Consider the following 23,425-nt stretch of genomic DNA (forward strand, 5'->3'; position numbering starts at 1 on the left):
CAGCTACCGGGGCATCGCCTTGAGACTCGCGAATGCGGGCTTCGGCGTTCCGTCCGCTGCGATGATGCCCGCGTTGGGGTAGTAGTGCGGGATTGCATCACTCAGATGTGATATGAAGACGCCCGTGACTGCCGGCTTTGCGATCAGGAGGGACGCGGTTTCGGTGAGCCACTTTTCCTGTGCGGCGGGAGTCCAAGCTCCTGCCGGGGCCGAGGGAATGACCTCCAGGTCGTCGTCGCCGGCGGAGTCGACCTCCATCGACGACGGGGCCGCGAGCGTGACATGCAGTTGCACGCCGAGCTGGCTCCAAAGGTCGATCAGCCGCGAAATCGAGAAAAGATCGCGGCTCAAGGATCCGGCCGGCTGATAGCCCATCGCGATCTCCAGATTCACGCCGGTCAGACCGAGGTTCGAGCGCAGCAGGGCATCGACGAACTGCAGCGGCGAGAGGCGGTGCTGCCCGCGCGCCTGGTACTCTCCCCAGGGCTGATCGACACGGATGAAGAACTGGCCGTCGCTGTGCGTTCGGGACGCGGTTTCCAGTACCCGGGCGACAATCGCCAGGCGGTGATCTTCCGAGAGAGCGAGTGCGCCGCCGGTGTTGCCGCTGGCGGCCACTTCCCAGAGGCGGATCATGCCCATGTATTTCGAGACGGCCGTCTCGACGAAGTCGCAGACGAAACTGGGCAGGTTGAGGATGTCGTTCTGCCAGGTTTTGAGCCAGTTCGGCAGGCCGCCCGGCCCGAAGTCGACAAGGGGACCGCCGCGCATCACGAGGCGGTGCTCCGCGGCATACGCCATCACCCGGTTGACCGCGTCCCAGGAATAGTTCCCTTCGTCGGGCTCAATCGCATTCCATTCGATCGGAACCGCCACGGCGCCGAAAACGCCTGGCAGCCGATCGGCGATTGGCAGGTTCAGGAGGTCGGCGTCGAGCCGAGCGCCGAGCAGGGCCGACCTGGGCGCCCCGGCGGCGGGGCGGGAGGCGCGTCGCTGCGCGACGTATTCGCGGGTGAGCAGTTCGGCCGCATCGAAGCTGTTCCGAAGCGATTCCTCTGCGAGGCGGCAGGTCAGTTCGAGGTCGTCCTGTGAGGAACTGGCCCGCGCGAGCAACTGGAAGGCCGTCTGCTGCGAGCGTGTGTACTCGGGCGGCATGACCATGCGCAGCTGCTGCCAGACGGCGGCCTGTTCGCGTACTTCGGCGAGTTTTCCGCGGGCGAGTTCCAGCGGCAGGACGTAGGGTTGCTCGCGCTCCGGGAGGGAGGTCGTGCTGACGACCGGGCGGCCGCGTCCCGGAATCGCCCAGGGAATGTGGAGTTTTCCGCTTTCCTGCTGCTGGCGGCGGAATGTCAGAATACGGTCGTCGAAATCGACCCGGGTGCTGTGCACACGTCCGTCGAAGGAAGTGATATAGGCGCGGTGCCCGGTCGGCCAGACGGCAGGGGCGCTTGCGGGATCAACATAGAACCGCATCAATCCCATGCCGCGTGAATCTCCTGGCAAAGTGTGCCGCCGGGGCGTGAATCCGCGAACGAACCGGCGTGACGAACGGCGCACGCCAGAGCGTGCGCAATCGGGGCCAGTCTATTGCCTGCCGCCAGACTTTCAAAAGCCAGTCGGTTCAGCCGGGCGCCGGCAGGCGATTCCTGCGGTCGACCAGGGAGAATCACTTTTTCACAATTCGGTCGTCTCTCGTCACCGCAAGTCATTTGGCGGCAACGGTGCAACCCAACGATGAATTGGCCCATCCTGAAGAAGTGACCAGCCGTGCGCGGAGTTCGCAGGCTCGGGCGGGGACTGGGAAAACTGCGGAGGTATTTGACACCGAGGGGGGCAAGGAGGGCGCGTTGTGTGGGTGGTACTGTACTCCTCGCCCTCTTTTTTCCCCCTGAAGTCTTGCGGAGGGATCGGGAGAGCGTGGGCGGTGCGGACAGGGAGCCGGCCGGGCCGGGGTGTTTGACGACTGGTTGACGGTGGTTGTGTTCATAGGTCCTCCATCATGACGGGGGCGGTTGCGCGGGTGGGGGCCCGGTACTCGGTACTCGGTACTCGGGAGTCGGGAGTCGGGAGTCGGGAGTCGGGAGTCGGGAGTCGGGAGTCGGGAGTCGGGAGTCGGGAGTCGGGAGTGCTTGGGCGGGTGGGGATTGGGGCAGGGGGAGTCACTTTTTCCCAGTCGGTCGTCTCTCGTCACCGTAAGTCATTTTGCGGCAACGACGCACGCCAACGACGAATTGGCCCATCCTGAAAAAGTGACCAGCCGTGTGCGGTCGACAAGGCTGCTGGCGTTCGAAGTCGCCCGACCTAGAATGCAGGGGGGCGACTCGCTCGCCACTGACGGGGGGCAGGAGGTCTTTCCGGCGCATTTGAAGAGACGGTTTCGATCATGGACTACATCTCGCTGGCGTTTCTCCTGGCGGTGCTGGGGTTTGCCCTGATCGTCGCCGAACTGTTCATTCCGTCTGGCGGGATGATCACGGTTGGCTGCATCGTCTGCTTCGTTTCGTCGATCTGGTTCGCCTACCGGGGGTGGTGGGAATCGTCGCAGGGGCTGTTCTGGACGTTCTCGTCGTCGCTGCTGGTGGGGATTCCGATCTTCCTTCTGGGGTTGTTAAGAGTTCTGGAAACGACCCGCCTGGGCGACAGGATTCTGCTGGCGGCTCCGAAACTGGAGGAAGTCACGCCCCACCGCGCGGAAGAGCAGCGGCTGCAGCAGCTGATCGGTAAGAAGGGGCGGACTCTTTCGATGCTCAATCCCGGAGGCATGGTGCAGGTCGAGAACCAGCGGCTGCATGCCTTTTCAGAAGGGATGATCGTTGATCCCAATGAATGGGTTGAAATCCTCGAGGTCCGCGGGGCACGGGTGCTGGTGCGGCTGACCGCGGCTCCAGTGCTGCCGTCGCTCGATCCGGTCGGCGAATCGTCGCTGGCCTCGAAGCCGCCGGCGGAACCGGCGGAAGGCGAACAGCTTGACTTCGACCTCCCGCAGAGCTAAATCCAAGGCTGCGAATGACCTCCGCAAATCTGTGCGGTTGTCACATAAGAGCCGCACCCTGATCCGGGCGTCCGAATGTCGAATCCGCTTCTCTGGCTTGCCGCGTCGTTTGTGGCGCTGTTCGGCCTCGTGTTCCTGATGGTCTTTGCGCGGTACTTCGGATTGTGGATTCAATCGAAGTTCACCGGTGCGGGGATCTCGCTCGCCAACCTGGTGATGATGTCGTTCCGGAAAGTGAATCCGAGCGTCATCGTCCGCAGCAAGATCATGGCTGTGCAGTCGGGCCTCACCGACGCCAACCAAGGGCTGACGACGCGCGCCCTGGAAGCTCATTATCTGGCCGGCGGGAACGTCCCGAATGTGGTGCGGGCGCTGGTGGCGGCCCATCGGGCCGGCATCGATATGGACTGGCAGGTCGCCCAGGCGATCGACCTCGCGGGGCGAGACGTTCTCGAGGCGGTACGGACGAGCGTCTATCCCAAGGTGATCGACTGTCCGGATCAGAAGAAGTCGGTCGGGGCGCTCGATGCCGTGGCGGGCGATGGTGTCCAGCTGAAGGCGCGAGCGCGGGTGACCGTGCGGACGAATATCCACCAGCTGATCGGCGGCGCCACGGAAGACACCATCATTGCCCGCGTGGGGCAGGGGATTGTGCAGGCCATCGGTTCGACATCGTCGTACAAGGTCGTGCTGGAGAACCCCGAACTGATCTCGCAGACGGTGCTGGGACAGGGGCTCGAAGCGCAGACGGCGTTTGAGATCGTGTCGATCGACATTGCGGATATCGACGTGGGTGACAACATCGGCGCCCGCCTGCAGGCCGATCAGGCCGAAGCCGACATGCGGGTCGCCCAGGCGCGGGCGGAGCAGAAACGTGCCGAAGCGGCGGCACGTGAGCAGGAGATGGTCGCCAAGGTGCAGGAGAATCGAGCGCAGGTGGTTCTCGCCGAGGCCGACGTGCCGATGGCGATCTCCAATGCGCTGCGGGACGCGCGGCTGGGATTGATGGACTATTACGAACTGCGGAATATCCAGGCCGATACGCGGATGCGATCGGCGATTGCGGGCGGCGGTGAAGACATGGCCAGCTCGGCGGAGATGCGACGCTAGTCACTTTTTTGGTGCAGTTCCCCGGCATGCGCATTCCGATCGTCCTCGCTGCGAACCTTGAAACGCTCATCGGCGTGGCGTTTCTCGTCATTTCGCTGATCAGCTGGATGACGAACTACCTCAACGCGCGCGCGAAACCGAACGCGCCGAACCGCGGCGGGCGGCCGGTCCGTCCGCGCAGCGAGCGGATTCAGTCCGAAATCGAACAATTCATGCGCGAGCAGGTGCGGCAGAAGGATGGCGACGCGCCGACCGCCGCCCGCCCTCAGCCGGAACCGGCAAGGCCGGCTCCGGCGAAGACCTTGCCCCAGCGTCGGCCTGCGACACCCCGCGGTCCCGCGGCGCGCAAGCCCGCCGAGCCGCTTCAGCGCCAGCCGATCAATCAGTCGTCCCAGTCCCCCGCGAGCATCCGGCCTGGGGATGACATCAGTCACCGGCGATCGGTTGCGACGGAAGGCCTGGGGCAGGGGCTCCGGGATCACCTGAAGTCCGCGATGGTCGAGCGGGTTCAATCGGAAAGCCAGTCGCATCTGCGAAGCGGCGTCGCGGCAGAAGTGACCCGGCACCTGGGAATCTTCGGCGCCGCCACGCCTCCTGCAGGTGTGCAGGCCGGCCGTGCGCCAGAGCAGTCACTGATCGCCGATCTTCAGTCGCGCGATGGCATGCGCCGTGCTTTGATTGCCCAGATGATTCTCGAACGGCCGACGGCGCGCCGTCGCGGCCGATTCTCCGGCGGCTGATTCCGGGCAATCGCTCTGGGTGGTCGGCGTGCGGTGACGATAAGATCGGGAGGGGCGCCCATGTTGCGCCGGCCGTTTCGTTCGACTTCAGAGCCTTTTGTTTCCCATGGCGAATGCTCCGCGACGAGTGCTGATGCTGATGCCTGCCTGCGAAGTCCGCGGCAGCACGGTCCAGGCGCTGACGCTCGCGCAGGGGCTTTCCGCCCGTGGATACGTCGCCAGGGTGTTGTGCCAGGACGCGTCCCAGGTCTCTCCGGAGAAAAGGGAAGGGGTGCAATTCCTCGAGCGGCCGGCGATGGGATGGCCCATCGTGATGCCGATCGTCCGTCGCCTTCTCGCCCGCGATCTCGACCCGGCGGCTCCGACGATCATTCATGCGCAGCATCGCTGTCTATTGCCGCTGGCCCGCTGGCTGTCGGCCCGCTGGTCGTGTCCCGTCGTCCTGAGCGTGAACGACTACCTCAACCAGGGGGAGCTCCTGCACTGTGACGCCACGTTCCCCTCAGCGGTGGTCGCGGTGAGCGAGTCGGTCCGCGATGAACTACTGACCCGGGCCCCGCTCCGGCCGGAGACGGTGCATGTGATCCATGGTGGCGTGCTGGTCCCGGACCAGGAGACGCCGTCCGCGGTACTCGATCCGAAGCACGCGCCCGTGATCGGCACGGCTGGTCCGCTCGAGGCGGCGAAAGGCCTGAAGTATTTCCTCGCGGCAGCGCCGATCATCCTGCAGGAGCAACCGCTGGCGCAGTTCCTCGTGGCGGGAGCCGGGCCGGAAGAACGGAACCTGCGGCGTCTGGCGCGAGAGCTGGGGGTGAACTCGAATGTCACGTTCGTGCCCAGTCTCTCCGATTTCGCGGTGTCGCTGGATGCCATGGACGTCTATGTGCTGCCCTCCCTGAAGCAGGGGCTGGGCACGATCATGCTGGAGGCGATGTCGCGGGCGATTCCCGTCATTGCCACCAGTTCCGGCGGCGTTTATTCGGTGATCGACGAAGGGGTGACGGGCATGCTCGTACCTCCGTCGGACAGCGCGGCCCTGGCACAGAAGGTCCTGGAACTGCTCAGGGATCCGCTGCGTGCGCGGGCCATTGGCGAGAATGCCCGCGAGATGGTGCAACGTGATTTTCCGATCGACATGATGATCACCGAGACGGTGACGCTCTACGAGCGCGTTCTCGGCAGCCATCCCGTCGCCGCGTAGCTCCCATCCGAGCGCGATCAGTTGCCTTCCAGCTTGTGATCGAAGGTGTAGAGCATCCGCCCCTGGCGTTTTTCGGGGCCGTTGTCGACCTGAAGAAACTCGGCCGGCATGTCGGCATACAGGAAGACGCGGACCACGCCCTCCGGAGCGCTGAGTTCGTCTTTGGGCGAGTCCATGCTCAGCTTGAGGCTCCGCACAACGAGCGGCGCCTCGGCCTGGGCAAAGATCGTCGTCGGATCGTTCTGCACATTGCGATATGGCGAGTAGCCATAATTCGGCTGACTGGACGTGTAATTCGCCAGCGGGGACGGCGATCCGCCTGTCAGCGTATTGGCCTGGCGCGTGAGCATGACCCGGTAGTTTCCGAAGACCGCATGCATGGTGTGGATCTGGGGAACCGCGCCGGTCAGCTCCGCCTCGAGCTGCAGGCTGGGGCCGTCTTTCACTGCCCTCTTGAAGGTCAGGTCGAAATCCGGCGCCGCAACGACGCCTGCGTGCATGATCATCTGCGATGAGAACGGTGGAATCTCGATCTCGATTCCCGCATCCGGACGATTGAAGCACTCTCCACGGCGCGTGTCGTTGGACCCGCCTGACGAGTAGATCAGGCCCTCCCCCTTGTGCTTGTACGAATACATCCCGCCGTTGGTAACGAACGCGTTGCTCCAGGTTTCCGTCAGGAAGCGTCCCGGGGCGACGCGCCGGGCGGCACCGACGGCGTTCCAGGCCGTCTGCTCGCCATATCCACGCTGGCCCACGGTTTTGAACGCCAGCGAGAAAATGAAGACTGCGCCGAGCAACGCAGGATAGCTGATCCGGAAGTCGGCCCGCCGCCGCCCGAGCAGCCAGCAGCCGGGAAAGACGACGAGCAGATAGATGAACGACAGGAAGTAGATCAGGCCCCAGTTGTGGTCCGGGCGGGTCAGGTCGCGCAGCAGCGGCGCGATGCTGTTGGACGGCTGGAACTGGTAGTCGTAATGAGTGTAGCCGCGGTTGTTCAGATCGTCCGCGACGCGATGGATTCCGAGAGCCGTCGCCACGAAGTCGTCATTGATGTCGGCCACGCTCATGTTGTGGTGGAACACCTGGCCGTTGCCCAGCGAAACGTGATCGGAAGGCTCGTTCAGCGCTTCGAGCGGAGCAGGGAATTGCGGATAGCTGCCCGTTGCGGACTTCATGATGTGGATCTGGCCGCCGGCTCCGATCCAGTCGCGGAGGGCCTGCATGCGCAGTGCGTCCCACCGCGGCACATGGTCCAGCACGACTCCCCGGAGCGCATCCATTCCGGCTGCGGAAATGGGGAAATCGACCTCCTCGAAGGTCGGGAGTTTCGAGCGCAGCTGTCGCGAGGTCGATGCGTCGCGCAGCAGCACGACCGATCGCGAACCGGTTCTCAATGGCGAGTTCGACTGGCTCGAAATCGGAAAGCGATCTTCGGGCCTGTCGCTCCAGCTCAGCGTGAATTCCGACCACTGCTCGGTGATGAACGGGAAGAACTGCAGCCGCCGTCGACCGAAGGGCTCGATGTACAGCTGACGTTCGACCAGGGGGAGGTCCGAGCGGACAAGTCCGCTCCCCTCCTGAAGAGCGACGTCACCTTCGAAGGGAGTCGGGCTGTTGTTCGCCACCTCGATCGTGACGAGATTGAGCGACATCTTGACGACACTGCCGTCGAAGCCCCATTCGACCCGTTCGACATCCAGGGCGAACGCCGCCGAAGCGTGGAGGAGCCCCAGCGACAAGCAAAGAAATGTCCGCACCCTAGCGTGGAATGCCCGCATCGATCGTCCTTCATCCGTTCCGGATCGTCCGCCCGGTCAACGTCGCATGCCGTCCGTTTCATTGGTCAGCATATCGGAGCGAAGCGGTTTCTGCCTTGTCGCCCGACCGGGGGATCGTCGCCGGCGCGGATTTCGACATTCCTGTCCGCGTCGAACGCCTGTGTTTTGATTACGATAGCCGTTCATCATTCGTTGATTGTTTTCCCGTTTCTCTCCGCTTCCCCATGTCCAAGTCCCGTTCACAGTGGTTGTTCCGACTCCGAACGCTGGCTGCGGTCGCGAGTCTGCTGGCTGTTGCGGCGCCCGTTCTCTCCCAGGCGGCGGAGGTTCCCCCGGCATCGACGATCAAGCTGGGGATTAATGGGAAGCTGAAGGTCGGGAGCTGGACTCCGATCCAGGTGGAACTGCCGGCGCCGGCTGAAGAGGGGGCTCAGGTGGTCGCCGTGACGACCGACTTCGAGAACAACCTTCTGGAAACTCCGCTCGTCGCCGCCTCACCGACGCACTGGAGCGGGCTGGTGCAGGTTGGGCGACTGGAAGGCCCCGTGCGTGTGATCCTCCGGAACAAGGGGAGCGAATCCGCTGTCGGTGAAGTCCAGGTGACACCGGAAGGAGAGGCGTCGCCCGCGAGCTTTCGGCAAGACACGGAGTTCTGGGGAGTTCTGGGCTCGACGGCCCGGTTTGCCGATGCGGCCAACGAATGGACAGCCAGCCTGCGCGCGAACAGGGGGCGGACTGTTCCCTCGGCCGCCGTCGCCATGACGCTTACGTGGGACGATCTTCCGGAACAGATCGAGGCGTGGGATGCTCTCGATGTTCTCGTTGTCAGCGGAGATGCCTTTGCCGCGCCCGCCTCGAAGAGCGAAACCCTCAGACGGTGGGTGGAGCGCGGAGGCCGTGCGCTGTTCCTGCTGGGGAGTTCGACTGACAGATACACCCAATCGGCCATGGGCAGCTGGTCGCCGATCGTCGCGGCCGCCACGGTGAACGTCGTCTCCCTGGACATGATTAAGGCCCGCGTTCGACGAAGCGCCCCTTTGCTCCTGGGGCTTCGCCGATCCGTGCCCGCGGCACATCTGCCCGGAACGCCGGAAGGGACGCTGCCCGGCCCGGCCGTCCTGTCGAAACCCTATGGATTTGGTCTGGTGACCGCGTTTGCTTTCGACTTCGAACAGCCGCCGCTGTCGACCTGGGAAAGCCAGACGTCGCTCCTGCAGCAACTGACTCTCTCCTCGATGGCGGGATCAGGACGTGGCGCGCGCGATTCGGAACTCGCCTCCACGGGAGTCACCGATCTCGCTTCGCAGATGGCCTCTGGCCTCGACCATTTCGACGACGTCCGCCGCGCGTCGTTTCGAGGGGTGATGGCCTGGACCGCTCTGTGGGTGCTCATCCTGTTTCCGCTGGACTATCTGGTGGTCCACAAGGTCTTGAAACGTCCGCATCTCACCTGGCTGACGCTGCCGCTTCTGATTGCGGCCGCGACCCTGATCGCCGCGCGTTCCGCCCGGGCCGCGAACACCGCTCCGCTGACGTTGAACCAGATCGACCTGATCGACTTCACGCCTGCCCGCTCGACGGCACGGGTCCGATCGTGGATGACCTTCTATAGCGGCGAGACGACGCGCTACGACGTCGCCGCCACGAGTCCGGTGGCTGGCCCGGCCGGGCTGGCGTGGAGCGCAAAACCTGAAGAGGGGCTGCGCGGACTCTATCGACAGGGAGGCATCAACTTCGGCGCTCCCAGCTTCGAGACGACGGCGGATCATACGAGGCTGGAAGAGCTTCCGGTTCGGCTGTGGTCGAGCTACAGCGTCGCCGCGGAAGCGAATCGCGACCTGGGCGGTCAGCCGCCAATGTTCGAGTCGGTGCTGTCGGAGAGCGAAGCGGGCCGACTGCGGGGAGAGATCCGGCACCACCTGTCCGGCCCGCTGAACGACTGGATCGTGCTCTACAAGAACTTCCTCTACCACCCGGTTCCCGCCAGGGGAGAACTTGCAGTCGGCGAATGGGCGTCCGGCGGATCGTGGCGGCCTGATTTCGACGGCCAGTCGACGCTCGTGAAAGGCTACCTCCAGGGAGCCCGCCAGTTCCTGGCTCCGGGCAAAGGGAAGGACCTCAAAATGAAAGAGGTGCAACTGGAAGTTGCGACCTACGATGCGAGCGAGTTCGATCCCAACCGGCTGATCCGCTTTCTTTCGTTTCACCAGGCCGCCGGAGGTTCGGCGTATACCGGCCTGGCTAACGCGCCGCTGGCGAAACTCGATCTGTCGCGCATGCTCGACATCGGACCGGACAAGGGAATCGACTGCGCCGTCGTGATCGGGCGGCTGGAGACGCCAGCGATGAACTACGAGATCAATGGCGCAGCGGTGAAGCCCGCTGGTTCATGGACCTTCGTGCGAGGCATTCTGCCTGTGCAGACGAAGTGATCGGCGGCGGAGCCATGCTTTCCCGCCGTTCACGCCTTCCGGCTGCGGAGCTGCCGACTGATACGGTTCAGCGTCTCACGCTCCTCGGGGGTGAGTGAGGCTTCTCCTTCCCGGGAGATCTTTGCGAGGAGTTCGTCCATCCGGGCCTTGCCGTCGAATCGTTCGTCCTCGAACGAAGGGCGATGAACCCGCAGCTTCGGCCCACGACGGAACCGGCGCTTGAGCGACCGGATCGGCACGTCTCCGAGCAGCGGCTCGAGTCTCCACTGGAGTTTGTAGTAGGCGAAAGCGAACGCCATTCCGCCGAGGTGCGCGATGTGGGCAATCTGACCTCGAGGGCGGCCTCCGCCGAGTTCGAGGAGGATCGGATGGAGATCGAGAGCGGCGCTGAGAATGACAAGCGCGATGACCGGAACGGGAATGACGTAGAAAATGAACCAGCGATCGCGGGGCCAGTAAAGGGCGTACAGCGTCAGCACGGCCGCCACGGATCCGGAGGCGCCGACAGCCGATGCCTCGCGGTTGCGGGTGAGCTGCCAGAGAACGAAGCAGATTCCGGCGACGACTCCCGAAGCCAGGTAGAACAGGAGGAATTCTTTCTGCGTGTGGTTGGAAAGCAGCTTCTGCCCCGCGAGGTACAGGACGTACATATTGACGAGGATGTGCCAGACGTCGTCCGGGCTGTGCAGGAAGTCGAAGGTGATCAGCCGCCACACCTGACCGTACACGACGGCGGACGGCCGGAGATCGAACCAGTTCGTGAACTGCGGGTTGATGAGCAGCTGCAGGACGAACGTGACGACGGTGACGGCGATGATCCAGCCGATGACGTCCCAGCCGAACGCGGCCATGCCGGCGTTTCGACCACTTGTTCGGACGTATTCGCGATCCGAGATCCCCATGCCGAGCCAATGCTTTCCGAGAGGTCGTGATGAACTGGCGGGATTCTGCCGCGCGAGGCTGGTCATTGGAATCGCAGATTGCGCGGCGCACGTGAAGTTCCGTCAGGATGTGGAATGACTTCAGGTCGGTTGTGCAAGAGCGAAGCCCCTCATCCGAAGTGAAGCGGCGGGGAGAGGCGGCATTCCTGACGAGCTACTCTTTTGTCGATGGGGAGGTTGTGTTTTAATCGTCGTTGAACAAATGATGGTGAGTCAGGATTGCGGCGCGGCGGCGTGCCGCCTCGAGGGATCGAGCCAGGAGATCGGGAAGTCGTGACGACGCTCCTGGGAGTCCGCCGGCAGAACAGTTGCAACGGTCGCGTGATGGAGCGACGCAACGTTTCGACGAAGACATTTCTATGAAGCACTATTCCTGCGATCTCTGCGGTCGCCCGATCTCCGACGAACGATACACCGCCCGCATCGAAATCGCGGCGGCCTTCGATCCGGAGAAGCTGGCGCCAGTCTCGCCCGACGAGGATCCGCTCGAGCAGATTGCCGAGGAGATCGAGGCGCTGGAAGACACCGGGCAGTTCCACCTGCCGGAAACCGGCCCCAAGACGTTTGAGTTCGACCTCTGCCCAACCTGCCAACGGCGGCTGTCGCGCGATCCGCTGAACCGCGCCGCGCGGAAGCAGCTGAACTTCAGCCCGAACTAGCGACCGGCGACTGGCCTGGACGCTCGGAGCCTCGCCGCGAGACGCTCATTTGCGAGCAGGCGTCGCCGGCAGAATCTCGGCTTTGGCCTCGCGAATCGCGAGAATTGAGAAGGCGGCCAGCACCAGCGGCGCCCCAACCAGCCCGGCACGAATGAGGGTTTCCGCGTAACCATCGGGCCCGAGGGCGACCGTCCACAGGCCAATGCGAAACGCAATCCAGATCGCGCTCCCGATGTAGATGACGCGCGAACGAGTGACGGCCAGGCTGATCGCCACCGCGAGATCGATTCCGCCCAGAACGCCAACCGCCATGTCGGTTCGCAGTGGCGACCACGATTCGCCGAGGCACTTGGTCACGGCTTTGTCGACCAGGGCGACGAACTCAGGACGGTCTGGAATCGAAAGCAGCGCGCGGAGCGCCTGCCCAGCGAGGGAGGCACAGAGCGTCAGCTTGAGAAATCCAAGTGCGAACAGAAAACGGCCGAGCGAGAACGCGAGCCTGGGGGGCCACCAGTCGATCAGCGCGAGGGCAAAGGGGGCCCCGATGCGGATCAGCTGTTCGCTGACGGAGAAGGCGGCGGCCGTGGATTCTCCTGTTGCAGAGCTGATGAGCTGCGCTCCGAACCACGCCACGATCGCCAGCACGGCGATTGCGGCAGGCCGCACGAGAGTCAGCAGCCCGGCGGCGAGCAGGGCGATTCCGGCAATGCGATCAAACTGAACGGGGACGGGCGACGATTCGCCAAGCCCGGAAAACAACGACTGGGCCAGTTCGGTCGTCGAGGTCGCCTGCAGCTGTTGGGCCGCTGAGCCCCAGCATTGCACTGCAACCACGACGCGCAGCATTCCCTGCACGACGGCGAGGCCTCGCGGTTCGGGGTGCTCCCAGGGTGAATTTGCAGTTGCCATCTCGCCGTCCATGGCGTCGGACGGCGGGAGTCGTTCTCCCGCAAGGCCGACGAGACCGGCGGGATGGTAGCGCACCCGGATTCGGCAGGAAAAGAGGAATCTGCCGCGAACACCGCGGTTCGCTTCGGCCGATGGTACTCCTTGCCGCGGCCACTGCCCGCGGGGCATCGACAATCAACGGATTGAAGCCACGGTCCTGGGATCGCCAGGTTCTCGCGCCGCGCCGAACGTGCTCCGGAGGAACGTGTCGGTTTCGCGCAGCACGTCCGTCGCGGTCTGGAAGTCGTCCAGGCGGCGCATGAATCCGTGGATCAGTCCGCGGCGCTCGGTGAAATGGACGGTGACGCCGGCGTCGATGAGACGCTTGGCATAGGCACGGCCGTCGTCGCGGAGCGGGTCGTAGCCTGCGGTCAGCAGATACGTGGGCGGGAGAGCGGACAGGTCCTCCGCCAGGAGCGGCGCGGCGTCGGGATGTCGGGCATCCTCAGGGCGTGGCAGGTACTGCGAGGTGAACCAGTCCATCTCGGCCCGCGTCAGGAAATAGCCTTCACGGTTCTCGAGATAGGAAGGCGTCTCCATGCCGAAGCTGGTCACGGGATACCACAGGACCTGTGCAGCGACCTGGATCTCCCCGGCGAGGTTTCTGCCGGCAACGGTCGCCAGGTTCGCTCCCGCGCTGTCCCCGCACACGACGAGTCGGGCGGCATCGAAGCGGCGATTCTCGGCCTCGGCCGCGACCCAGCGAATTGCGGCCTGTGCGTCATGAACCGCCGCAGGGAAGGGATGCTCGGGAGCGAGGCGGTAGTCGACCGAGACGACCGCACAGCCCGTGAGGCGGCACATGCGTCTGCACAGGCCGTCGTGGGAATCGAGCGAACCGAAAACCCAGCCGCCTCCATGAAAGAAAATGATGACGGGAAGTCTTCCCGGCGCCCGGGCGTCGGCCTCAGGGCGGTAGATCCGCAGCTTGAGCGGGTGTTCCGGTCCGGAGATCGACAGGTCCTCGACATGTCCGATCGGGTCCGCGGTGACGACCGTCGATGCGGAACCGGCCCGGGCCTGCGCGAGCGGAATCTGATGAATGGGCGGCAGGCCGGCGGCCTTCAATCGTTCGAGAAACCGGACAGCGTCGTGATCGAGTGGCGCGCGGCGGGGCGAAGAATTCATTGAATGACGCGGGCCTCGCCCAACACGAGATGTTCGAGAATGCCCGGGATTTCACGAGCCGATTCGACGCGAATCTCCAGCTCCCGGATGCCGGAGACGTCCAGCTCGAGCGGAGTCGGCGGATCGTTCCAGGCGACTTCGCGCGTGTCGAGCGGTTTGCCGTCGCCCGATATGATGACCTTCACCCTGGGGGCGATCCGCGGCAGTTCAGTCGAATTCGAGTCGATGCCAAGCGTCGCCGTGAGCCGTCGGTATTCGCGACCGAGCCGGAAGGTCGCGACCGTGCCCGAATGCATCCAGAGTCCGCGCGGGAATTCCCGGGTGCCAATCCGGAGCGGTTTGCCGAGCGAGTTCCGGTTCTTGCGCACCGTGAACGCCGCCGAGGTCAGGAGGGGCGACCGAGCGAATTGAGACTGCGTCATCGGCAGGTCGGCCAGGGCCTTCACCTTGCCCAGCGTGAAGTCGAACGTGGCAATCTCGTTCAACGGGAACGACGCTTTTGCGGCGGCGCCGATCGAGGCGAGAAGGTTGTCGCCGGCGAGGCCTGCCTCGGTGATGCGGAGGCGGTCGCCCGAAGCCAGCGTCACTTCACACAGGGGCGGCCGGGCCGGGGACTGCGCCACATAGACGATTCCAAACACCCGTTCACGCGGAACCGCGACGGCCCGCTCGCGGACCAGCAGCTTGACCTCTTTCTCGTTGATCTCGCCGACAACCCCGGCGACGAAGTCGAGTGCGTCCCCTTTGCGGATCACGAGCAGATCGTTCTTCGTCTCGCGAGCCGCCATTTCGGCCCACGCCGTCTCCAGCTTGTCGTCGGCCGCGGCGAGTCTGAGCGAGCGGACATCGTTGACCGGGAACGACAGCGGGCCCCATTTCGTGACGACTTCCACTGTTCGCTGAACGACCTTCGTGACGCTGCCTCCCAGCTGGGAACCGTTCTGCAGGATGACCGTCGGGAGGAACGGCAATTCTGGAGCGGGGAGCGTTGCTGCCTGACGCAGCTGTTCCAGCTCCTTGAGAGGAATCGTTTCCGGCATTCCTTCGACGTCGACCTCGACGGCCTCGGGCGACAGCGACTTCAGCGTCGCGCCGGCGAGCGACTTCCCATCCAGCCGCTCGACCTGGAAAACCGGCTGAGGCGACTGTGCGAGGAGCGTTGTCGGAAGTGCCCACCCGAGGGTGAGCAGGATCAGCATCAACTGTTTCATCGCGGTTCCGAATCGAAGGTCAGCACGATCCTCGTGGCCGTCGGAAGGCACGGGCGGGCTGGTGCGACTCAGTATCGCGGCTGGCTGTCCCGGAACCAACCGATGCGATTGCGGTTTCGGTAATAGAGATAGCCCATCAGCGACATGCAGGCGGTCACCGTGAGAAAGACCAGCCACCACGTCAGGAAGCCGCGGATGATCCCTGCGAGGAGGGCGACGATTCCAAACTTGAAGGATAGCCGCGGAACGACCCAGTCGAGACCGATCGCCACGGCGACGAGCCCGCCGGCGACAATCAACGTGGCCGTGTATTGAAAGGGAAGCTTCAAGATGGTGGTCAGCGTCGTCCAGTGGTTCGCAGCCAGAACGCTCGTCTGCAGGACGGATGCGATAACGCCCATCGGCCAGAGGAACAGGCAGAACGCCAGCAGGGGGTAGTAGAGGGCGTCCGGAGTCGAGCGGCCGTCCCACCAGAAGGCGATCGACGTGACGATCAATGGCAGGAACACCATGCCCGTGCCCCCGATCATCAGCCACAGATCGAGTCGCACTTCTTCGAAGTCAAATGCGGTGGCGACGGGGAGTTCGCGTTCGTTCTGAGCCGTGCAGCGCAGTGTCTGGAACAGGAAATAACAGAAGTATCCGACGATCAGGATGGAGACCGTGAAGAACCCGATGAAGAACTTGATCGCGTAGAAGCCCGTCACGAGCATCGCCGGCCCGAACGACATCGCCAGCATGATCGGACCATACAGGAACGCGAGAACGGCTGTGGTGATCAGGGCTTCCCGCCGGAACGGAAACGTCAGGCCATCGACCCAGACCTGCGCGAGGGAACGCCGTTTCCTCGGGCCGGCTGACATCTCTTCCGCTGATTTCTTCTTCTTTTTCCGCTTCCCGGTCCTGGTCTCTTCCTCCTGCAGCGGGGCGTTGTGCTCGGTGAAGACCTTCTTTTTCTTCTTGCCGGTCAGCTTGGGTGGAAGCCTCACGCCGTCCACTGCGGAGGCCTCCCGGGCTTTCCGCGCAGGGGCGATCGTGAGCACGGCGCCACACGCGCCGCAGCGTGCCTGTTGACCAGCCAACTCGTCCGGAGCATCCAGACGCGAGCCACATTCGCAGACAACCCGGATCGACATTGGCCATTCGAAACGCGAGAACGGACCCCAGCAGCCACGAGTGCAATCTCGCGGTTCCTGGAGTCCGTTTCAAGCTGTCAGGCGGACGACTTACTGCAGAAGGAATACGGCTCCCGCGTAGGTCGGCACGGACGCCGCGGCCGCCCGGGCATTCAGAGGGACGCGATAGTGCAGGCGCGGGGCACAATCTCCCGGCCGGTAATAGCCGAGGGCGTAGCGGCGATCATGTGGGTTGTCGAGCGCCATCTGGTAGGGCAGGCCGATCAACTGCACCCCGAATTTTCCAACCGAGTAGAAGGGCTGGACGAAGTCGTTGCACTTCACCTGCCCGTAACGCTCGGCCTGAACGTCTTCGAAATAGAGCGGGTTGTGGTACAGGTTCGATGCGCACCACATGTAGTTCAGATCGGGAAACGCCCGGTCGGCGGATGTCAGGAATTCGCGATCTTCTTCAAGCGGACACTCGTCCTGCGTATCGCTGGGGCAGAGGGCCGGATCGCGCGGGCAGAGATGCTCACACGGATACTTGGCCGTCGGGTCGTAGTCGAACGACGGATTGATTTCCGAGATCGGGCGGAGCTTCCGGGGATTCGGCTTTGCCGAGTCGACGAGCGTCTGGTTCGGATCAGGAGGCGCGACGAGCGGAGGGGGCGCCACCACCGCCGGCGCCTCCGCCTGGGCCGCGACGCGAATAATCGCGCCGCCGGAATTCTGGAATGGATTGGCCGGATGGTCGTCCGCGATGCCGAAGCTTCCGAGCATCAATGCCGGAGTCAGAACGGCCGCGGTCATCCACCGGTGCGCCGGGGGGATCCAGTTCAACATGAAGTTCTGGGCAGAGGCTGGCGTCATCTCCACTCCCTTTCGACGCTTTCCGAACGGCGAACGACGGCCCGCGAAAAGAGGTTCGCAGTCGACTGCTTCACCGTGCGCGAGGCAGAAAAACCATCCTGGTCTGCCACGCGTCCGTTGTATTCATCGTCCCGTCGATTCAGAGACTGCAACAGGATCACCCGTCGAATCGGGCACGGCGCTCTTTCGCGGAACTCGCCAGCGCCTGCGGCAGAGCGGGCAAAGGCGGAACCACCGGATTTCCAGGTTCGACCGCGGCCGCTGAAACTTCCGGTACAACCGGGGCCGCCCGGAAATGTCGCCCCGCGGATCCATTTCCGCCGTTGCGACCGGCAAAAGCGTTATTTCTTCGCGGGTTCTTCGCCCGAGGCGGTAATGACCTCGGACTTGCCCGGTTCGTCCTTCGGCTTCGACGTGGCGAAGTGCTCAAACACGGCCGGCTCGCGGAATCCGACCGCAGGCATGTCCATCCCGTCCCTGCCGACATCGAGCGTCGATCCGGCGATGCCGGTCTTCGTGTAGATGGAGCCCTTCTGGAACGGGCCGGCTCCGAGAAACCACGAATCCTGGGCCGTGCTCTTCGCGGTGGCCAGTCCGGACTGCCAGACGCGTTCTTTCGACTCCCGGGCGTACGCGAAGCACGCGACTTTGGCCGCCGCGAGCTGGTTCTTCTTCTTGGCCAGCGAGATTTCCGGAATGGAAGTGATGGTGGTCGGCATCGAGGTCGCTGCGGCTGCGGCGGCAGTCGCAGCGCCGGCGTTGCTGGAGGGAAGTCCGTAGATGATGTCGTTTCCGTCGGCGCCCAGAGTTCCGACGCGGGCTTCCACAATGAGGTCAGCCTGGGCCGCGGTGTCCTGCAGCAGCACACCGGAGCCGACCATTGCCTGGCGGAGCGAACTGATGATGTACTCCGCCGAAACGAAACCGATTGTTTTCAGGTTCTGGATGTAGCGCGTTTCGAAGAAGACCTTCTGGCCGGCGAGGGGTCGGAAATCAATGCTCGAAACGGCCGAGTCGACGGCATCCGACGCCAGGAGCTGTTCGGTGGCGCTGTTCTGCAGAATCGTTCCGCAACCAGTCAGTCCGACGACCGTGGAACAGAGTGCGGCCAGCACGAAACGTCGCTTCCGCGAGCGCCGGTCGATGCACGCAATGCGTGCGGGTCGAGTCCTGATGCGCTTTCCCATGGCGAGCTCAGTCGCTTCCGCACAGGAGCCGGTCGATGGCGCTGACCAGCTCGCGGTAGTCAAACAGCGATGAGATGCGACAGGCCGCAACGTTCCGGGCCTCCGTCTGGGCAGGGCCGGCCGCCATGCGGCCGACGATCACTTTGAGAGGGGGATGATCCGCGATGTCGTCGTCGGCAGTGGGGGAACGGAGAACAACGACACTGCCGCGGCCACGCTGGAAGGGAGGATGGGATTCGCGCGTGGAGACTCGTTCGACTTCAAAGCCCCGGGGCCGATAGACGGCCGCCAGCACCTCCGACGTATCGAAGGCATCGTCGTAAACGAGAACTTTTGGCGTGGATTTCATGACGTCCTGTCAAACCAGCACCGCTCTGCATCCTTCAGAGACGGGGCGGGACGATAACCGTTCCTTCAGAATCGTGCAAAATGAGTTTTCCGCCTGATGGCAATGCACGCAGTCTCCGCAAGAGAGGCAGACTGTTGTCCGTGTCCGCCCGCGACTGGTCTTCAGTCCCCCGGGGCGGCGTTCGCGAGAGCCCTACACGCAGGGGCGGCGGTCGACGACGCGGCGTTCGGATTGATCTCGGGAACGGCGGCTGCGATTTCGTCGACCACCGGCGTCAGCTCCGGAGTGACCGCCGTCCGCAGATCGAATACGAAGCAGTTCCCTTCGAAATGGGCGCCCCCGCATTCTTCGAAGTACTTCAGGATCCCGCCGTCGAGCTGCAGCACGTTCTGGAAGCCGGCCATCTCCATCCACGGGGCGGCCTTCTCGCAGCGAATCCCCCCCGTGCAGAACGTGACGATCGGCTTCTCCTTCAGCTCCTCGGGCAGCTGCGCGACGAGCTCCGGAAAGCGGCTGAAGTCTTGCAGCGGCGGAGCGATGGCGTTCCGGAATGTCCCGACTTCCACCTCATAGGTGTTGCGAGTGTCGAGGAGCGTCACTTCGCGGCCTTCATCGAGCCATCGTTTCAACTCCGCCGGCCCGATGCGCCGACCGCCGTCCTGGTCGGGGCGGGCCTCTGGACGTCCGAAGGTGATGATCTCTTTCTTGATTTTGACCAGCAGTTTCCGGAACGGCTGCCTTGCGCTGAAGCTCTCTTTGGCGGTGAGCCCTTCAAGCCCCTCAATGGTTCGCAGCCTGGCCAGCACCGTCTCCAGCGCGGGGTGTGATCCCGCGAGGAAGAGGTTGATTCCCTCAGGAGCCAGCAGAATGGTCCCGCGAATTTCCAGGGAAGTGCACAGCTCCCGCAGTCCGGCTTGCAACTCCTTCAGGGCCTGGAGTGGAGCGAATCGATACGCGGCAATATTCAGAACCGACTTCATCGGGGGAGTTTAATCAATCTGTCCGAATGCCTCTCCTGAGGAACGATGCAATTGCAACGTCTGTCTTTCCAAAGATTTCTGCAGATTGCCATTTTCATTTCCCGGCGGGGTGTTATTCTTCTCGCAGTTCTCCTCGCGCCGTGATGGCCCTTGGATGACGGCCAGGCCCTTTGGCGTCTGTTGTGAATACGGGCTCGTATTCTCCGCTTTCGGTCCTGGATATGTCGGAGCCTCAGTTTTCTGAGAGTTCGTCCGACTTCAATCAGGACTGTTCCCGATCTTCGGGCCGCTCGCTGGCGATCATTGCCGGATGTCGAGCGCACCGTGGGCGCGTCTGTCGCTGATTTCGCGTCGATCAGACCGGTCGTCGCAACATTTTTGCCACAGGACCACGTTCGGTTCGCACGGCCTCAACAGAGCCGTGGAGGCTTTTTGTATTGCCGCATCGGGCTTCGCGCCGTCGGCAAACCTCGCGGACGACCGTCCGCAAGTTCAGGATGAATCAGAGAATGTTGTTTCAAGACCTTGGCCTTGCCGAACCAGTGCTGAAAGCAGTGACTGCGGAGGGCTACACCACCCCGACGCCGATCCAGGAAGGCGCGATTCCGCACATCATGGAGGGGCGCGACCTGATCGGGACCGCACAGACGGGAACCGGCAAGACCGCTGCGTTCGCGCTGCCGATCCTGCATCGGCTCATCACGATTCCGGACAACCAGAACGGCTACTACAGGCCCCGCGTCCTTGTCCTCTCGCCGACCCGCGAACTCGCTACGCAGATTGCGGACAGCTTCGAGACCTACGGCGCCGGCAGCGGGATGCGTCACGTCACCGTGTACGGCGGCGTCAGCCAGGTGCCGCAGGTGAAGATGCTGCGCCGCGGCGTCGACATCATCATCGCGACCCCCGGCCGCCTGCTCGATCTCCACAACCAGGGCTGCCTGCAGCTCGAGTCGATCGAGATGTTCGTGCTCGATGAAGCCGACCGCATGCTCGACATGGGATTCATGCCCGACATCCGGCGGATTATCGATCAGCTTCCCGCCGAGCGTCAGACACTCCTGTTCTCGGCGACGATGCCCCCTGCCATTGAGCGGCTGGCCTCTGAACTGCTGAAGAACCCGGCCGAAGTGCGGATCGCCCCCAAGGCGGCCACGACCGACCTCGTCACGCAGAGCGTCTTCCACGTCGAGCGCGGCAACAAGCCGGCTGCGCTGGCCTCGTACCTCACGAGCCAGCCGGTCGAGCGAGCCGTGGTCTTCACCCGGACGAAGCAGTCGGCCGAACGCGTCGCCACGCGGCTCTGCCGCGCCGGGCTCTCGGCCGACGCGATCCATGGAAACAAGACGCAGAACGCGCGGCAGCGCACGCTGAACGCGTTCCGCGCGAACCGCGTGACGGTGCTCGTCGCGACTGACGTCGCGGCCCGCGGACTCGATGTCGACGGCGTGTCGCACGTCGTCAATTACGACCTCCCGATGGAGCCTGAGACCTACGTCCACCGCATTGGCCGCACCGGCCGGGCAGGGGCGTTCGGAGTCGCGATGTCGTTCGTCGACCGCGAGCAGCGCAGCCTGCTTGGCGCCATCGAACGACTGTTGCGCAAGAAGATTCCGGTCCAGGCGATCGACATCAACGACAATGCGTCGGCGCTGGCCCTTCCGGGCAGCCCGCCGTCACCCGTCGAGTCGACGCCCGCCCCGAAGCCGCGCCAGGCACCTCCTCCGCACCACGATCGGCCGAAAGGCGAATACCGCGAGAATGGCCCGCGCCGCGAATACCGTGAACAGGGCCAGGGGAACCGGTATGAAGGCCGTCGTGATGGCGAAAGCCGGGGCAACGGTGAAGGCCGTTCCTACGGTGACCGCCAGAACCGTTCCTACGGCAATCGCCCGCAGGGCCAACAGGGTGGTCGGCCGGCCTACGGCAGCCGCCCCAAGCCGGGTGACCGGCCGAAGTATGGCGAGCGCCCCAAATACGGTGAGCGTCCGAAGTATGGCGAACGGCGAGAGGAAGGCCGCTCGCAGGATCGGCCGCAGTACGGCGCCCGTCCGCCGCGTCAGCAGTACGGCGACCGTCCGAAGTTTGTGCCCCGGGAACGCTCAGAACAGGCCGCTGGCGATCAGCCGCAGGGCGGAGATGCTCCGGCCCCGCGGCAGTCGGAGCGGCGGTTCGAGCGGCGTCCTGCCGGTGACCGCCCGCAAGGCCGTTACCAGGGAGGCCGCCCGGCCTACGGCGATCGGCCACGCCGCGACGGCGAAGGTCGTCCCGTCTACGGTGACCGTCCCCGCCGTGACGGCGAAGGTCGCCAGGTCTATGGAGAGCGCCGTCCTGGCGGAAAGTTCCCGCCCAAACGGTTTGAAGGTCAGCGGCAGGCCCAGGGCAAGGATCAGCGTCCCCGCCGGCACGACGACGCGGCGGCTGTTCTGCCTCCCGCCGGTCCCCGCAAGGAAATGCGGGAAGGTTCGCAGTCGGCCGGAGCCGATGGCCAGCAGGCCAGGCGGAAAGCGCCCTTCATGAAGAAGAAGCGTCATCAGGGGGGCCCCGGCGGTTCACACTCGACGGGACCGGCCACTCCCCGCCGCTACGACAACGGCTCGGCCGAGTGATCTCGAGCTGATGCAAAAAAAGCCCGGTCAGCAATGACCGGGCTTTTTTGTTGGAGAGTTGCGTTCAGCCCTTGGTGAAGACGAACGCCATGTACTGGGAACGCCGGCGGACGTAATCGTGGGCCTTGGCGATTTCCTCCAGTTGCTTCCAGTCATCTTCCGACAGCGAATTCAGGAGCGGATTCACGCCAAGGACCCGCCGCCTCAACCAGGGGCGCTTGCGGACGGCCAGCAGACTTTCGAATGTCGCCTGGAATGGCGCCGTGACCCGGTCACTCCAGTCGACGGTCTCGACCTCTTTGAAGCCCGCGTTGCGTGCTTCCCGCTTGTACTCTTCGACGTCGTAGAGGTCGTCCCACTGCCAGATGTCGCGCACGAGCCGGGTTTCCGGATCTTCGAGACACTTACGGTCTTCCGGCTGACGCCAGGCAAAGTCGACGACGACCATTCGTCCCCCGGGCTTCAGGACGCGAAACGCCTCCTGCAGGAAGCGAGAGCGGTCCGGGAAGTGGAAGGCCGCTTCGAGGCACTGCACACGATCGAACGATCCCGATTCGAACTCCAGGTGCATCGCGTTGCCGTTCTCGTACGACAGGCGTGGCGAGCAGCCGAAGAGCAGCCTGGCGACGTCAATGTTCCTCTGCAGGAGGTCCAGTCCGACGATCGTCGCTTCGGGGTTGAGGCAGTGCATCATGAAGCTGCTTTTGCCCCGCCCGCACGCGACGTCCAGAATCTTCTGGGCGCCTTTCACGTCGAGCAACTCGATGCTCTTCCCCACCAGCCGGCGCTGCGTGTTCTCGAGATTAATCAGCAGGTTGAGAAACGCGAATGGCCCCCGAAAGCGGAAGTATCCCAGGTTCATCAGCCCCGGGCCCCAGGAGATCATCCGGAGCAGGCGGAAGAGGACGTTCGAGCCATCGTACGCGGCGTGGACGTCCTGACCTGTGGTGCTTTCCACAATGGACTCGCAATTCCCGTCGACTCGGTCCATCGTGGAAGATTCCATCACAGCGTCCTGCATGAGCAATTCTGAAGGGGCGGCGACCGTCTCCTTCGCCCGCAAGGAACTCCGGAACCACCTCTGGAAGCAGGTGAGTCTACCGAGATCGACGCGCCAAGTCTGCCCCGAGCGAGAATCCCTGATTCGGCCAGACTCCGGAAAATGCGGG

At 64.0% G+C, this 23,425-nt stretch carries 19 protein-coding genes; 7 read left to right on the forward strand and 12 right to left on the reverse strand.

Features of this window, described 5'->3' with window-relative positions; all coding sequences use genetic code 11:
• Positions 1–3 precede the first annotated feature (3 nt).
• The gene (locus tag Pan44_RS14255) at positions 4–1,473 is read right to left on the reverse strand and encodes an endo-1,4-beta-xylanase (protein WP_197453325.1); all 1,470 of its coding nucleotides are present in this window, start codon (positions 1,471–1,473) and stop codon (positions 4–6) included.
• 910 nt (positions 1,474–2,383) lie between these two features.
• On the opposite strand from Pan44_RS14255, the gene Pan44_RS14265 reads away from it, so the two are divergent.
• The 4 genes from Pan44_RS14265 (at position 2,384) to Pan44_RS14280 (ending at position 6,043) form a co-directional block, all read left to right on the forward strand.
• Positions 2,384–2,992 (forward strand): NfeD family protein, encoded by a 609-nt coding sequence (locus Pan44_RS14265; protein ID WP_145030704.1) that lies wholly within the window; start codon positions 2,384–2,386, stop codon positions 2,990–2,992.
• 75 nt (positions 2,993–3,067) lie between these two features.
• Positions 3,068–4,102, forward strand: a complete 1,035-nt coding sequence (gene floA / locus Pan44_RS14270; protein ID WP_145030705.1) for a flotillin-like protein FloA — start codon at positions 3,068–3,070, stop codon at positions 4,100–4,102.
• Positions 4,103–4,128: 26 nt separating this feature from the next.
• Positions 4,129–4,842 carry a hypothetical protein gene (locus Pan44_RS14275; protein WP_145030706.1) on the forward strand — a complete coding sequence of 238 codons (714 nt, stop codon included), beginning with the start codon at positions 4,129–4,131 and terminating at the stop codon, positions 4,840–4,842.
• 106 nt (positions 4,843–4,948) lie between these two features.
• Positions 4,949–6,043 (forward strand): glycosyltransferase family 4 protein, encoded by a 1,095-nt coding sequence (locus Pan44_RS14280; RefSeq protein ID WP_145030707.1) that lies wholly within the window; start codon positions 4,949–4,951, stop codon positions 6,041–6,043.
• A gap of 17 nt (positions 6,044–6,060) precedes the next feature.
• Here Pan44_RS14280 and Pan44_RS14285 read toward each other — a convergent pair whose 3' ends face one another.
• Positions 6,061–7,785 carry a hypothetical protein gene (locus Pan44_RS14285; RefSeq protein ID WP_145030708.1) on the reverse strand — a complete coding sequence of 575 codons (1,725 nt, stop codon included), beginning with the start codon at positions 7,783–7,785 and terminating at the stop codon, positions 6,061–6,063.
• 263 nt (positions 7,786–8,048) lie between these two features.
• On the opposite strand from Pan44_RS14285, the gene Pan44_RS14290 reads away from it, so the two are divergent.
• Positions 8,049–10,256: a hypothetical protein gene (locus Pan44_RS14290; RefSeq protein WP_145030709.1), complete on the forward strand. Its 2,208-nt coding sequence runs from the start codon at positions 8,049–8,051 to the stop codon at positions 10,254–10,256.
• A 29-nt stretch (positions 10,257–10,285) separates the two neighbouring features.
• Here the strand turns inward: Pan44_RS14290 and Pan44_RS14295 are convergent, their stop codons facing one another.
• Positions 10,286–11,224, reverse strand: coding sequence for a rhomboid family intramembrane serine protease (locus tag Pan44_RS14295; RefSeq protein ID WP_145030710.1), 939 nt, complete (start codon positions 11,222–11,224; stop codon positions 10,286–10,288).
• A 332-nt stretch (positions 11,225–11,556) separates the two neighbouring features.
• Between Pan44_RS14295 and Pan44_RS14300 the strand changes: the two genes are divergently transcribed.
• Positions 11,557–11,856 (forward strand): hypothetical protein, encoded by a 300-nt coding sequence (locus tag Pan44_RS14300; protein ID WP_145030711.1) that lies wholly within the window; start codon positions 11,557–11,559, stop codon positions 11,854–11,856.
• A 45-nt stretch (positions 11,857–11,901) separates the two neighbouring features.
• Here the strand turns inward: Pan44_RS14300 and Pan44_RS14305 are convergent, their stop codons facing one another.
• The 8 genes from Pan44_RS14305 to trhO form a co-directional block, all read right to left on the reverse strand.
• The gene (locus Pan44_RS14305) at positions 11,902–12,840 is read right to left on the reverse strand and encodes a hypothetical protein (protein ID WP_145030712.1); all 939 of its coding nucleotides are present in this window, start codon (positions 12,838–12,840) and stop codon (positions 11,902–11,904) included.
• 99 nt (positions 12,841–12,939) lie between these two features.
• Positions 12,940–13,932, reverse strand: coding sequence for an alpha/beta hydrolase (locus Pan44_RS14310; protein WP_145030713.1), 993 nt, complete (start codon positions 13,930–13,932; stop codon positions 12,940–12,942).
• The gene (locus Pan44_RS14315) at positions 13,929–15,143 is read right to left on the reverse strand and encodes an NPCBM/NEW2 domain-containing protein (protein WP_145030714.1); all 1,215 of its coding nucleotides are present in this window, start codon (positions 15,141–15,143) and stop codon (positions 13,929–13,931) included. The genes Pan44_RS14310 and Pan44_RS14315 overlap by 4 nt, the downstream gene beginning before the upstream one ends.
• 68 nt (positions 15,144–15,211) lie before the next feature.
• Entirely contained in the window at positions 15,212–16,279 is a 1,068-nt protein-coding gene (locus Pan44_RS14320; protein WP_145030715.1) for a hypothetical protein, read from the reverse strand.
• Positions 16,280–16,369: 90 nt separating this feature from the next.
• Positions 16,370–17,131 (reverse strand): hypothetical protein, encoded by a 762-nt coding sequence (locus Pan44_RS14325; RefSeq protein WP_145030716.1) that lies wholly within the window; start codon positions 17,129–17,131, stop codon positions 16,370–16,372.
• A 341-nt stretch (positions 17,132–17,472) separates the two neighbouring features.
• Positions 17,473–18,318, reverse strand: a complete 846-nt coding sequence (locus Pan44_RS14330) for a DUF6655 family protein (protein WP_145030717.1) — start codon at positions 18,316–18,318, stop codon at positions 17,473–17,475.
• 7 nt (positions 18,319–18,325) lie between these two features.
• Entirely contained in the window at positions 18,326–18,667 is a 342-nt protein-coding gene (locus Pan44_RS14335; RefSeq protein ID WP_145030718.1) for a hypothetical protein, read from the reverse strand.
• 161 nt (positions 18,668–18,828) lie between these two features.
• On the reverse strand, positions 18,829–19,647 hold the full coding sequence (gene trhO / locus Pan44_RS14340; protein ID WP_145030719.1) for an oxygen-dependent tRNA uridine(34) hydroxylase TrhO: 819 nt from the start codon (positions 19,645–19,647) through the stop codon (positions 18,829–18,831).
• 509 nt (positions 19,648–20,156) lie between these two features.
• On the opposite strand from trhO, the gene Pan44_RS14345 reads away from it, so the two are divergent.
• On the forward strand, positions 20,157–22,256 hold the full coding sequence (locus Pan44_RS14345) for a DEAD/DEAH box helicase (RefSeq protein ID WP_145030720.1): 2,100 nt from the start codon (positions 20,157–20,159) through the stop codon (positions 22,254–22,256).
• 64 nt (positions 22,257–22,320) lie between these two features.
• Here Pan44_RS14345 and Pan44_RS14350 read toward each other — a convergent pair whose 3' ends face one another.
• A complete protein-coding gene (locus Pan44_RS14350; protein ID WP_197453328.1) occupies positions 22,321–23,262 on the reverse strand; it encodes a class I SAM-dependent methyltransferase in 942 nt (313 codons plus the stop codon).
• Positions 23,263–23,425: the final 163 nt, after the last annotated feature.

Source organism: Caulifigura coniformis (assembly GCF_007745175.1).
GTDB lineage: Bacteria > Planctomycetota > Planctomycetia > Planctomycetales > Planctomycetaceae > Caulifigura > Caulifigura coniformis.

Coding starts and splice junctions, on each gene's coding strand:
- Pan44_RS14255 (WP_197453325.1), bottom strand. CDS start 1,473: ATGCGGTTCTATGTTGATCCCGCAAGCGCCCCTGCCGTCTGGCCGACC.
- Pan44_RS14265 (WP_145030704.1), top strand. CDS start 2,384: ATGGACTACATCTCGCTGGCGTTTCTCCTGGCGGTGCTGGGGTTTGCC.
- floA (WP_145030705.1), top strand. CDS start 3,068: ATGTCGAATCCGCTTCTCTGGCTTGCCGCGTCGTTTGTGGCGCTGTTC.
- Pan44_RS14275 (WP_145030706.1), top strand. CDS start 4,129: ATGCGCATTCCGATCGTCCTCGCTGCGAACCTTGAAACGCTCATCGGC.
- Pan44_RS14280 (WP_145030707.1), top strand. CDS start 4,949: ATGGCGAATGCTCCGCGACGAGTGCTGATGCTGATGCCTGCCTGCGAA.
- Pan44_RS14290 (WP_145030709.1), top strand. CDS start 8,049: ATGTCCAAGTCCCGTTCACAGTGGTTGTTCCGACTCCGAACGCTGGCT.
- Pan44_RS14295 (WP_145030710.1), bottom strand. CDS start 11,224: ATGACCAGCCTCGCGCGGCAGAATCCCGCCAGTTCATCACGACCTCTC.
- Pan44_RS14300 (WP_145030711.1), top strand. CDS start 11,557: ATGAAGCACTATTCCTGCGATCTCTGCGGTCGCCCGATCTCCGACGAA.
- Pan44_RS14310 (WP_145030713.1), bottom strand. CDS start 13,932: ATGAATTCTTCGCCCCGCCGCGCGCCACTCGATCACGACGCTGTCCGG.
- Pan44_RS14315 (WP_145030714.1), bottom strand. CDS start 15,143: ATGAAACAGTTGATGCTGATCCTGCTCACCCTCGGGTGGGCACTTCCG.
- Pan44_RS14320 (WP_145030715.1), bottom strand. CDS start 16,279: ATGTCGATCCGGGTTGTCTGCGAATGTGGCTCGCGTCTGGATGCTCCG.
- Pan44_RS14325 (WP_145030716.1), bottom strand. CDS start 17,131: ATGACGCCAGCCTCTGCCCAGAACTTCATGTTGAACTGGATCCCCCCG.
- Pan44_RS14330 (WP_145030717.1), bottom strand. CDS start 18,318: ATGGGAAAGCGCATCAGGACTCGACCCGCACGCATTGCGTGCATCGAC.
- Pan44_RS14335 (WP_145030718.1), bottom strand. CDS start 18,667: ATGAAATCCACGCCAAAAGTTCTCGTTTACGACGATGCCTTCGATACG.
- trhO (WP_145030719.1), bottom strand. CDS start 19,647: ATGAAGTCGGTTCTGAATATTGCCGCGTATCGATTCGCTCCACTCCAG.
- Pan44_RS14345 (WP_145030720.1), top strand. CDS start 20,157: ATGTTGTTTCAAGACCTTGGCCTTGCCGAACCAGTGCTGAAAGCAGTG.
- Pan44_RS14350 (WP_197453328.1), bottom strand. CDS start 23,262: ATGGAATCTTCCACGATGGACCGAGTCGACGGGAATTGCGAGTCCATT.